This window comes from Klebsiella sp. ME-303 (genome assembly GCF_007910085.1).
Classification (GTDB): domain Bacteria; phylum Pseudomonadota; class Gammaproteobacteria; order Enterobacterales; family Enterobacteriaceae; genus Klebsiella; species Klebsiella michiganensis.
Genome location: NZ_VOJB01000037.1, coordinates 1 through 10471, shown reverse-complemented (window position 1 = coordinate 10471; position 10471 = coordinate 1). Strand labels below are relative to the sequence as shown.

10 protein-coding genes and 1 pseudogene are annotated in these 10471 nt (G+C 52.4%); 9 read left to right on the top strand and 2 right to left on the bottom strand.

What is annotated here, in order from left to right; genetic code table 11:
• Positions 1 to 31 precede the first annotated feature (31 nt).
• Both FQK12_RS00615 and FQK12_RS00610 read left to right on the top strand, forming a co-directional pair.
• Positions 32 to 424, top strand: coding sequence for a putative zinc ribbon protein (locus FQK12_RS00615; protein ID WP_014226761.1), 393 nt, complete (start codon positions 32 to 34; stop codon positions 422 to 424).
• Positions 425 to 572: 148 nt separating this feature from the next.
• Positions 573 to 1775 (top strand): multidrug effflux MFS transporter, encoded by a 1203-nt coding sequence (locus FQK12_RS00610; RefSeq protein ID WP_014226762.1) that lies wholly within the window; start codon positions 573 to 575, stop codon positions 1773 to 1775.
• A gap of 7 nt (positions 1776 to 1782) precedes the next feature.
• Here FQK12_RS00610 and FQK12_RS00605 read toward each other — a convergent pair.
• Positions 1783 to 2463: pseudogene (locus tag FQK12_RS00605) on the bottom strand (nitroreductase).
• Positions 2464 to 2722: 259 nt separating this feature from the next.
• A complete protein-coding gene (locus FQK12_RS00600; RefSeq protein WP_227499152.1) occupies positions 2723 to 3748 on the bottom strand; it encodes an alpha/beta hydrolase in 1026 nt (341 codons plus the stop codon).
• Between the two features lie 274 nt (positions 3749 to 4022).
• Here FQK12_RS00600 and FQK12_RS00595 point away from each other — a divergent pair, with 274 nt between their 5' ends.
• From FQK12_RS00595 to FQK12_RS00565, 7 genes are all read left to right on the top strand, one after another.
• The gene (locus FQK12_RS00595; RefSeq protein WP_173636737.1) at positions 4023 to 5189 is read left to right on the top strand and encodes an aldo/keto reductase; all 1167 of its coding nucleotides are present in this window, start codon (positions 4023 to 4025) and stop codon (positions 5187 to 5189) included.
• A gap of 14 nt (positions 5190 to 5203) precedes the next feature.
• Entirely contained in the window at positions 5204 to 5884 is a 681-nt protein-coding gene (locus FQK12_RS00590; RefSeq protein WP_014226766.1) for a heavy metal response regulator transcription factor, read from the top strand.
• 15 nt (positions 5885 to 5899) lie between these two features.
• Positions 5900 to 7357: a heavy metal sensor histidine kinase gene (locus FQK12_RS00585; protein ID WP_041165255.1), complete on the top strand. Its 1458-nt coding sequence runs from the start codon at positions 5900 to 5902 to the stop codon at positions 7355 to 7357.
• 64 nt (positions 7358 to 7421) lie between these two features.
• The gene (locus FQK12_RS00580) at positions 7422 to 7901 is read left to right on the top strand and encodes a cupin domain-containing protein (protein WP_014226768.1); all 480 of its coding nucleotides are present in this window, start codon (positions 7422 to 7424) and stop codon (positions 7899 to 7901) included.
• Positions 7879 to 8640, top strand: coding sequence for a carboxymuconolactone decarboxylase family protein (locus FQK12_RS00575; protein WP_014226769.1), 762 nt, complete (start codon positions 7879 to 7881; stop codon positions 8638 to 8640). Before FQK12_RS00580 ends, FQK12_RS00575 begins: the two co-directional genes overlap by 23 nt.
• Before the next feature lie 9 nt (positions 8641 to 8649).
• A complete protein-coding gene (locus tag FQK12_RS00570; RefSeq protein WP_014226770.1) occupies positions 8650 to 9234 on the top strand; it encodes a flavodoxin in 585 nt (194 codons plus the stop codon).
• 107 nt (positions 9235 to 9341) lie between these two features.
• The gene (locus FQK12_RS00565) at positions 9342 to 10406 is read left to right on the top strand and encodes an alpha/beta hydrolase (protein ID WP_014226771.1); all 1065 of its coding nucleotides are present in this window, start codon (positions 9342 to 9344) and stop codon (positions 10404 to 10406) included.
• Positions 10407 to 10471 lie beyond the last annotated feature (65 nt).

Genomic DNA, 10471 nt, shown 5'->3' with positions numbered 1-10471 from the left:
TGTGTGTTGTCTGGCGGTAAGGAGCTGTACTATGTACGCCAAATCTTTCCTCGCTCTCGACGGGAATGGTCGTCTGACCGGTGCCCGTACTGCGCAGACCGCCCCTTACGATCGTTATACCTGCCACCTCTGCGGTAGCGTGCTGCAATACCATCCTGAATACATCAACGAACGCCCGTGGTTTGAACACCGGCCCGACGATCTAACGGAGAACGGGCGACAGCACTGCCCGTATGTAAATCCAGTGGAAAAGGAAGTAAGACGAATTCTTAAGTTGCGCCGTTACGTGGCGGATGCTCAACCCGTGATACTCAGGACTGACTGGCACTGTAGCGGCTGCGGCAACAATTACCACGGTGAACGTTATTGCGTGGCATGTGGTACTGGCGACTTAAGCCATATACTGGAAGAGGCCCCACGATGAGAATGCTGCTTATCGTTGACTTCACAAAACCTGCACTGATCTTTTCGATTAATGAATATCACTCATAGTCCCAATCCTCCTGCCTGTGATTATCAGCGAGCACAAACCCGTTAACATCCCCCTATCTCTTCATGCTCAACGGATTACCATGCTTAATCAACAGGCACGAACTCACTCAACTACAGTAAAAAAAACTGGTCTATCATTTTTGCTCATTCTGAGCGCCCTAATGGCTGTTACCTCTTTATCAACCGACATTTATCTTCCGGCTATGCCCGTCATGGCAAAGGATTTACAGGGTGAAGCAGAGCTGACAATCACAGGGTTCCTTATCGGTTTTTGCATTGCACAACTGATTTGGGGACCGATTAGCGATCGTTATGGTCGTCGACTGCCGCTGTTTATCGGTTTAGGTCTGTTCATCGTCGGCTCGGTGGGCTGCGCGTTATCAACGGATATCGTGCAAATAGTCTTCTGGCGTGTTTTTCAGGCGTTAGGTGCCTGTACCGGGCCGATGCTGGCTCGAGCAATGATCCGTGACCTGTTTAGCCGCACTCGTGCAGCACAAATGCTTTCGACTCTGATGATAATTATGGCCATCGCGCCGATTGCCGGGCCCCTGATCGGTGGGCAGATGATTAAAGTCACCTCGTGGCATGCCATTTTCTGGCTGCTGGCGATTATCGGAGCATTAATGCTGATGTCTTTATTCTGGCTACCGGAGACATTACCTGCTGAAAAACGCTCACAAGCCTCCGTAATCAAAGCTTTTCACAACTACTATGCCTTGCTCACCAACGCCAGATACATGCGGTTTACTTTGTGCCTGACGTTCTATTACGTCGCTGCCTATGCGTTTATCACGGGTTCCCCGTTTGTGTACATCACGTACTTCGGCGTTGACCCGCAGCATTACGGTTGGCTGTTTGCAGTAAACATTGTTGGACTGATGGCGGTGAGCATGGTCAACAGACGTCTGGTTCACCGCTATCCACTGGAAGCGTTGCTCAGGAATGCCGTATTCATCGCCGCTATTGCGGCAATAGTGCTGGCAGTCACCACCGGCCTGGGCGTAGGTGGAATTACCGTGATTGTCGGCGCTGTGTTCGTGTTCTTCTCTATGAATGGCATCATCGCGGCGACATCCACGGCTTGCGCTCTGGACGCAGTGCCTAATGTGGCTGGCTCCGCATCGGCGCTAATGGGCGCGTTACAATACGGCAGCGGCATCATCTCTTCACTTCTTCTTGCCCTGTTCAGTGATGGCACACCATGGACGTTGGGCTGGATAATTGCGTTGTTTACAGCAGCCAGCGCCCTGATGGCACTGACCGTTCAGATAAAGAAATAAAACGTCGTTATTGATGCCAGACGACACTTTCGTCCAGAGATACCCGCCCTTCCCTGTAACTCAGGGAGGGATGCGTTTTATCTGGGATCCCCAATGAAATACCGTAAAGCAGCCTGAAACCTTCAGGAACATTCAATAGCCTACGCACCGTTTGGGCAAAATAACTCAGCACTGCCTGTGGAACACCTGCGTAACCGCGAGCTGCCAGAGAAAGCAGGAATGTCTGCGCATACATACCGGCGTCTGAGGCTACGCGAACGTTGTCCCCTACAGCAGGAATGAATAGCAGGGCAACATGAGGCGCGCCGAAAAATCTCACATTACGCTCGACCACTTCTGAGCGACTTAAGTTATCCCCCCGCGCAACGCCCAGTGCCTGATAGTACGAGCGCCCCTGCTCCGAAGCCCGTTGCCTGAATGGCTAGGGATAAGCTTCTTTATCAAACGTAAAATCAAGGCTGTAGTTCCCAGCCCTCAGATCTTCCGTCAGTGCGTGGCTTAATTCACGAAGTTTATCTCCTGCAACAATATGCAGGGTCCAGGGTTGAGTATTGCAGTTGGATGGTGCGCATTGCGCTTCGAGCAAAATGTCTTTGAGGATATCGCTGGGGATGGGAGATGGAAGAAAGGCTCTAGCCGAGTATCTGTTTTTTACTACCTCACTAAATGTTGGCTCTTGCGTACTCATTTGCTTCTCCGCCTGAAAGTAATTTGAAGTGAATGATTCACTCTCTCCCGATCCATCCTGTCACATCAGGCCCATCGTTTTCATTCCCGGTTCCAGATTAGGTCTATGAATTCCATTCATAGCGTCTATTTAAGCAGCGTAATTATCTTTAACCCCAACTTCGTTAATCTGGGTCTATCGCGTGAACACGCAAGCGGAAAATGGCTACAGCTGATGGATATACCCCAGCCTGCGCGGCTGGGGCGTCATTGGAGGCTAACTAAATATTTTTATCGAAGAAGACGTCTAACTTTTGCATTGCCTTATCAACATATTTTGGCACCCAATACGTTTCGATATGGGTAGCGCCATCGATCAGGAAGAGTTCTTTGTCCTTCGTACCGGTGGCTTTTGCGAACGCATCTTCAGTCATATAGAGCGTATCCGCTTTTGTACCGGCAATCATCAGCAGCGGTTTATTGATGAGATTGATATGGTCCGTTACGTCAAAGCTCATCAAATCCAGCAGACTGCTGGTGGTGTATTTAAACGTGGAGTTCGGGTGGGCGTGGGTTTTCCAGTAGTACTCGTAGCCCTGACGATATAAGGCAAAAGGTAATTTAGCAATCTGTTCATCAGTCAGGTTGGCATCGCCGGAGTAAAGCACTTCTCCTCCTGCAGCTTCCTGAGCGCGTGCCTCAGAAGCCTGCTGAAGACGCTGCTGGATAGTATCGAGCTGTGAATCCTGCATACCGTTGCGGCGCACAAGGCCTGAATTAAACATGCTGATGGTTGCGATCGATTTGAATCGTTTATCAGTTTCGGCGGCAACAAGTGAATACCCGCCACCTCCGCAAATGCCAAGCAGACCGAGGCGGGAAGTATCAACGCCCGGATACTGGCTGATGTAATCAGCCATGCCATGAACATCCTCGATGCGGTTAGCGGGTTTATCCACGCTGCGAGGCATCCCACCGCTAGCGCCCTGATAAGCCGCATCGGCGGTAATCGTGATGTAGCCCTGTTCGGCGAGACGCTGGGCATACAACCCGGCGACCTGTTCTTTTACGCCGCCATTAGGATGTGCCACCACTACAGCAGGGTATTTTTTGGCGGGATCGTAGTTAGCAGGGGTATAGACATTCGCAGCAATCTGGATGCCATGCAGATCGTATTTCACGGGGTGAATGTTGACCTTGCCTTTGACGTTCTCAGTAATGGCACCGTCATAGGCCAGTGTGAATGGATTTTTTTTGTAATCAGCCGCATTGACTGAGGTCACTCCAGCCATTGCCGTGAGTAGCATTGCACTGATAAGCGTGAATTTCATGGTCTCTCCCGATGAGTGTCGGCCTGGTTATTCAGGCTCGCGGAATCAAATTTGCAGGCTCAGATTAGGCGGAGAGGGCTGTCAGCATCGTGACAGGGAAATAACATTTTTGTCAGGAAACAGACTGGAATGGGTAAGAGTTCCTGACAACGCTGTCAGGTAACCGTCAGCTTTATGTTGGCAATCAGGAGGCAGAATGGTCTCTCTTAAATGAGATTCATGTTCAGTTTTCTGAGAAAAGGAGCGATCAATGAAAAGACAGAATGCCCCAACAATGCCAGAGCGGCGCAAGCTATTAGTCGCCGGGGCGGGTATTGCCGCCGCCTCGCTGATTCCGCACGTATCGGCGGCGAGCCAAACCTCTCAGGTCGATTCATCCAGACAAACCAGCCAACGCAATGCTGCTCCGGGCAAGCGTAAACTCGGGAAGCTGGAAGTTTCTGCCGTCGGTTTGGGTGTCCAGAACATGAGCCGAAAATACGACACGTCCGTTCCCTGGCGTCCCGAGATGATCAATGTTATCCACGGGGCATTTGATGAAGGGGTAACGTTCTTCGATGCTGCTGAAGCCTACGGCCCATTTGAAGTCGAAAAAATCCTCGGGGAAGGCGTCGCCCCATTCAGGGACAAAATCGTTATCGCCACCAAGTTTGGCTGGAACATTGACCAACAGACGGGTAAACGTCTGCCGGGCCTTAACAGCAGGCCGGAGCATATCAGACAGGTCGTCGAGAACATGCTCAAACGCCTGCGTACCGATCGTATCGATTTACTGTATCAGCACCGGGTTGATCCGCAGATCCCAATCGAAGATGTCGCCGGTGTGGTTAAAGATTTAATGGATCAAGGGAAAGTTCTGCACTGGGGTCTGTCTGAAATGGGCATCAACACGTTGAGACGCGCCCATGCAGCATTACCCGTTACCGCCGTACAAAGTGAATACTCCATGCTCTGGCGCGGCCCCGAAAAGCAGGTACTTCCGGTGTGTGAAGAGCTGGGCATTGGATTCGTGCCATGGAGCCCGCTCGGCGTGCAATTTTTAACGGGCTGGATTGATGAGAATACCCGGTTCGCTGCCGGTGATTTCCGCGCGACAGAAACGCGCTTCTCGCCTGATAACCTGCCACACAACTTACAGCTGGTAGCGCTACTGAAATCCTGGGCAATAAGAAAAAATGCCGCACCGGGTCAGATTGCGCTGGCATGGCTCCTGGCCCGTAAACCCTGGATAGTTCCCATCCCTGGCACCACCAATAAAGACCATATGCTGCAAAACACAGCGGCTACCGGCGTGTCGCTGAATTCCGCAGAATTGACCGCGCTCACCCGCTCACTGGATGCCATCACTATTCAGGGTCAACGTCTGCCGGATGCCGTGCAGGTTTATTCCGATGTTGAAGCACCGTTGAAAAGTTAAGAGGAAGTCCCGTTATGCGCCTGTTGTTAGTCGAAGATGAAGAAAAAACGTCAACCTATCTCAACCGTGCGTTGAGTGAGTCCGGATTTACGGTAGATGTCTCTGCAGATGGAGCTGAAGGTCTTCATTACGCGCTGGAGTTCGACTACGACGCGATAATCCTTGATGTAATGTTGCCGGGGATGGATGGATATCGGGTACTTGAGGGTGTGCGAGCAGTCAAACAGACGCCGGTGCTGATGCTCTCTGCACGGGGTTCAGTCGACGAGCGCGTAAAAGGGCTCCGACTTGGTGCTGATGATTATCTTCCAAAACCCTTTTCACTTATTGAGCTGGTAGCGCGCATTCAGGCTCTGGTGCGGCGCCGTGCAACGGATGGAGCAGATATCACGCAACTGCAAATTCACGATCTGCATCTGGATCTGCTGGCTCGCCGGGTATTCCGCGCCGGAACAAGGCTGGAACTGACAGCGAAAGAGTTTTCCTTGCTGAGCCTTCTGGCCCGGCATCAGGGGGAGATTCTGTCAAAAATGATGATTGCGGAGCAGATATGGGACATGAATTTTGACAGCGATGCCAACGTGGTTGAAGTGGCCATTAAACGACTTCGGGCCAAAGTGGATGCTCCGTTCGATATCAAACTACTGCATACCGTTCGTGGCATGGGGTATGTCCTTGAAGTGCGGTCCGAATAAATGAAGGGGATAAGCATGCCTGAGCGTTCCATCTCCGTTCACCTGGCGCTGATGTTTGCCTTATCCGCGCTGCTGATTGTATCCGTTATCGGTATCCTGCTTAGAAGCTCTTTGCATGATTCTTTGCAAAAGCAGATGCACAACGAACTGTTGTTCCGGGAATCATTAATGAGTCCGTGGATCACCGCACGAACCTCGGCTGACGGCTGGTCACTGCTTGCCAATAAATTCACCGTGTTAACCAATTCTGAAGGTGAACGCGTTCGCTACTGGATAGTGAGCGATAACCCGCACTTCAGTATGGGGGGGACACCACCAGTGGGTGTTCAGTGGTCTTCTTTGCAGGAAGGTTTTAATAAAGTGCCCGGTGCATCGGAAGGTGCATGCTCGCTGTTCCTGCTAGTGAAAACTATCCCCGCCAACGGTGAGCGGCCTGAGTTGCGCTATGTGGTTGCCATCGACTCCACGCCGTACATGGGCACACTCGATGCGTTCACGCGTACATTGCTGATCATTACCGCGCTGGGCGTCGTCATTGTCGCCTTACTGGGATACGTCGTCTCAAGGATCGGTCTTCGTCCCGTTGGGGCGCTCAGTAAACAGGCCCGGCATCTTGCTCCAGGGAACCATGGCCAGCGCCTGAATACCGAAGCATTACCTGACGAATTACAGCAATTAGCATCATCTTTTAATGGTGTGCTGGAACGGCAAGAGATCGCCTGGCGACAGCTCGAAAGCTTTAATGCCGATGTTGCGCATGAACTCCGTACACCGCTGACAAACCTTATCGGCCAGACGCAACTGGGTCTCTCGCGCCGACGTTCGCAGGATGAACTGGAAGAGTTATTGGGTTCCAATCTGGAAGAACTTGAACGCATGACTTCGATAGTTAACGACATGCTGTTCCTGTCCCATGCTCACGCGGGTGAACATGCTTCCCAGCTTACGCAGGTTTCCCTGCGGGAAGAAACCCTGAAAACAGCGGAGTACGTTGAACCCTCGTTTGCTGAAAAACAGCTCTCTCTGGATGTTGAGGGCGACGTCACTGCGCACATTGACCGGCGACTGTTCCACCGATCGCTGGCTAATTTGCTGGAAAACAGCGCAAGACACTCACCATTCAATAGAACGGTTACGGTACGCTTAAGCGAAAAAAACAATCAAGCCTGTGTTGAAGTTTCAAACCCGGGCGATCCGATAGCATCAGAGCACTTACACCGGCTTTTCGAGCGGTTCTATCGCGTTGACAACTCCCGAGCCAGGAGTGATACCCATCATGGGCTGGGCCTGTCGATCGTGCGTGCCGTCGCTATTATGCACCGGGGAGATGTCTTTGCCCGTAGTGAAGGCGGCATCAATACATTTGGCCTCACCTTTGCGATACAAGCGGATAAAGCGGCGGGCAATGCTCAATCCGGCGCTGAGCCGGGACCCGGGTTAACTGACAGAATTGTCAGGGGGGCGTCAGCCTGACGTCATTACTCCCTCGATAAAATCATCGCAGGCAATCCCCTCTTCATTGATAAGGACGCTTTGCATGATCGGACATTTACGTTACCTCGGGCTGTTACTGCCCCTCTTCACATTTTCATCCTGGGCAGCGGAGCAAAATCCCGCTGTCAATATCGCACCCGCAGGAAGTCAGAACGCGGTGTACGGGCCAGCCGAGAACTTTACCGGTCGCGTCAGGGTTGATCCTCTCTTCAAACCGGATAACGACATCCCTGTTTCCGGGGCTTATGTCACGTTTGAACCCGGCGCTCGTTCCGCCTGGCATATGCATCCGGCAGGTCAGCGGCTGATTGTGACCTCTGGTGTTGGGCTCACCCAACAAGAAGGGCAGCCGGTGCAGGTTATCCGCGCCGGTGACGTTGTCTCTTGCCCCGCAGGGGTCAAACACTGGCACGGGGCGGCTCCCGGCAGTGCGATGACGCATCTGGCGATAACCGGGATTGTGGATGGCAAAAGCGTTAACTGGATGGAGAAAGTGACAGATGAACAATACCACGCCCATTAAAGCATTAGCGGCAGCGGTACTGCTGACCTTTGGTTTTGGCCTCGCGGCAAATGCTGCCCCCGTCAATAAAGGAGCCTCAGACATGAACCACGAACAATCGGTTTCAGATATGCTGTCAGCCCGCCAACAGGCCATCCCGTTGATTGCCGCATCGATGGCCAGCAGTCAGATAGATAAGCTGAATGCAGCCCTGAATCAGGGTCTTGACGCAGGACTCACGATAAACGAAACCAAAGAGATTCTCGTCCAGCTCTATGCCTACACGGGCTTCCCTCGTAGCCTGAATGCGCTTAGTGAACTGATGAAGGTCGTCGAAGCACGTAAACAACGTGGCATCGAAGACGTTGAGGGTAAAGAACCGGTTGCCCCGATCCCTGTCGGGGATGAGCTTCGCCGTGTCGGTACCGCAAACCAGACGAAAATCTCTGGCGCTCCCGTCCAGGGCCCGCTGTTTGATTTTACCCCGGTCATTAACCAGTTCCTGCAAACGCACCTTTTCGGCGACATTTTCGCCCGCGATAACCTCGACTGGCAAAGCCGCGAGCTGGCAACGGTTGGCGCATTAGCGGCCACGCCGGGCGTCGAATCACAACTGCTGTCGCATACGCGAGCCAGCATGCGGGTCGGCCTGACGGCAGCGCAGCTGCGCCAGCTGGCACAGGTTCTGCGTGAAGATGGCGAAAGTGATGCAGCAACGCGAGCTGAAAAGGCGCTGCAGCAGGCGCTCGCAAACAATTAGGAGTGGGTTATGGAGCATGATCCCAACCGCAGAATGTTAATCACCGCACTTGCCGGGCTCACACTGGCGAACGTTTCTTTTGCCTCAGCTGCGACCGGAACCGCAAACGAGCAGGGTAAAAGCCGTGTTCTGGTGGCGTACTTTTCCCGCAGCGGAAATACACGGGTGATTGCGGGCGTCATTCACCGCAGCCTGAATACCGATCTGTTTGAAATCGAACCGGCTACGCCTTATCCGGAAGACTATTTTCAGACCGTTGAACAGGCGAAAAAAGAGCGTGAGCGAGGCGTAAAACCGGCATTAAAAAATAGCGTTGCAGATACCTCACGCTACGAGACCGTGTATTTAGGCTTTCCGATCTGGGGGACCAGCGTGCCGCCTGTAGTGCAAGCATTTCTCAGCAGCCACAACCTTGCGGGCAAATTACTCATCCCCTTTATTACTCACGGTGGCTACGGTAAAGGAGACAGCGACGACATCCTTGCCAGTCTCGCCCCAACTGCGCGTCGGGAAAAACCGCTGGTCATTGAATGCGACCAGGAGCGAAGAACCACTGAAACGGTAACAAGTTGGTTAGAGACAATACGCAGTTAATCGTCCGCATTCATGAGTCTGCCAAATAAGGGCAATCAGGGGTGCTAAATAATTAACGCTGACTACTCAGATATGATTGAGCGGCAAACATAACAGAGGATGTAATCTTGAAGACAATCTTAAAAACGCTGGCCATCTGCGTAATGGCGGGCGGCCTGGTGGCTCAGTCGGTCTATGCCGAGCCGCTGGTCATTCAGGAACAGGGAAGCTTTTCTGCTGGTGGCACTATCATCACCGCACCAGGAACATTTGATGCAAAAAAGCCGCTGGATTCAGCTGGCCAAACCTATCATGGCGATCATGCCTCAGTGTTCTACCAAATCCCGGAGAATCCGCATAAATACCCTATCGTCATGCTGCACGGCGCAGGTCAGTTCTCCCGTACCTGGGAAAGTACCCCGGATGGTCGCGAAGGGTTCCAGAACATCTTCCTGCGTCGCGGGTTCTCAACTTATCTTGTCGATCAGCCGCGTCGGGGCAGCGCCGGGCGCACGACTGTAGAAGGTACTGTTACGCCTAAACCGGATGAACAAATGTGGTTCAACCAGTTCCGCGTTGGCGTGTGGCCAGAGTATTTTAAAGGTGTTCAGTTTTCTCACGACAAAGAAGCACTGAATCAGTATTTCCGTCAGATGACCCCAAATACCGGGCCGTTTGATATCAATGTCATCTCTGATGCGATGTCCGCCGTCGTGGATAAATCCGGCCCGGCTATCCTCTTCACCCACTCTCAGGGTGGTGGACCGGGCTGGTACACGGCGATGAAAAACAACAAGGTCAAAGCCATTGTCGCCTTCGAGCCTGGCAGCAGCTTTGTCTTCCCGGAAAAAGAACTCCCAGCCCCTATGCCAAGCGCGTTCGACACGCTGAAGGGTGAGCCTGTGCCAATGGAGCAGTTTATGGCACTGACCAAAATCCCGATTCTGATTATTTACGGCGATAACATACCGGATAAACCGGTAGCCATGCCCGCGCAGGACAGCTGGCGCGTACGTCTGGCGATGGCCCGCGAGTGGCGTGACGTGGTGAACAAGCATGGCGGGGATGTTACGGTGACGCATCTGCCTGAAGTGGGAATCAAAGGGAATACCCACTTCCCGTTCTCTGATTTAAATAATGTGCAGGTTGCTGATTTGGTTAGTAAATTTTTGAAGGAAAAAGATCTGCAATAGAGAAAGCTAGTATTGAGCCTTCATGAATGAAGGCTCAATACAAACATCAGTTTTATCAAAAAAAT

Coding starts and splice junctions, on each gene's coding strand:
- FQK12_RS00615 (WP_014226761.1), top strand. CDS start 32: ATGTACGCCAAATCTTTCCTCGCTCTCGACGGGAATGGTCGTCTGACC.
- FQK12_RS00610 (WP_014226762.1), top strand. CDS start 573: ATGCTTAATCAACAGGCACGAACTCACTCAACTACAGTAAAAAAAACT.
- FQK12_RS00600 (WP_227499152.1), bottom strand. CDS start 3,748: ATGCTACTCACGGCAATGGCTGGAGTGACCTCAGTCAATGCGGCTGAT.
- FQK12_RS00595 (WP_173636737.1), top strand. CDS start 4,023: ATGAAAAGACAGAATGCCCCAACAATGCCAGAGCGGCGCAAGCTATTA.
- FQK12_RS00590 (WP_014226766.1), top strand. CDS start 5,204: ATGCGCCTGTTGTTAGTCGAAGATGAAGAAAAAACGTCAACCTATCTC.
- FQK12_RS00585 (WP_041165255.1), top strand. CDS start 5,900: ATGCCTGAGCGTTCCATCTCCGTTCACCTGGCGCTGATGTTTGCCTTA.
- FQK12_RS00580 (WP_014226768.1), top strand. CDS start 7,422: ATGATCGGACATTTACGTTACCTCGGGCTGTTACTGCCCCTCTTCACA.
- FQK12_RS00575 (WP_014226769.1), top strand. CDS start 7,879: ATGAACAATACCACGCCCATTAAAGCATTAGCGGCAGCGGTACTGCTG.
- FQK12_RS00570 (WP_014226770.1), top strand. CDS start 8,650: ATGGAGCATGATCCCAACCGCAGAATGTTAATCACCGCACTTGCCGGG.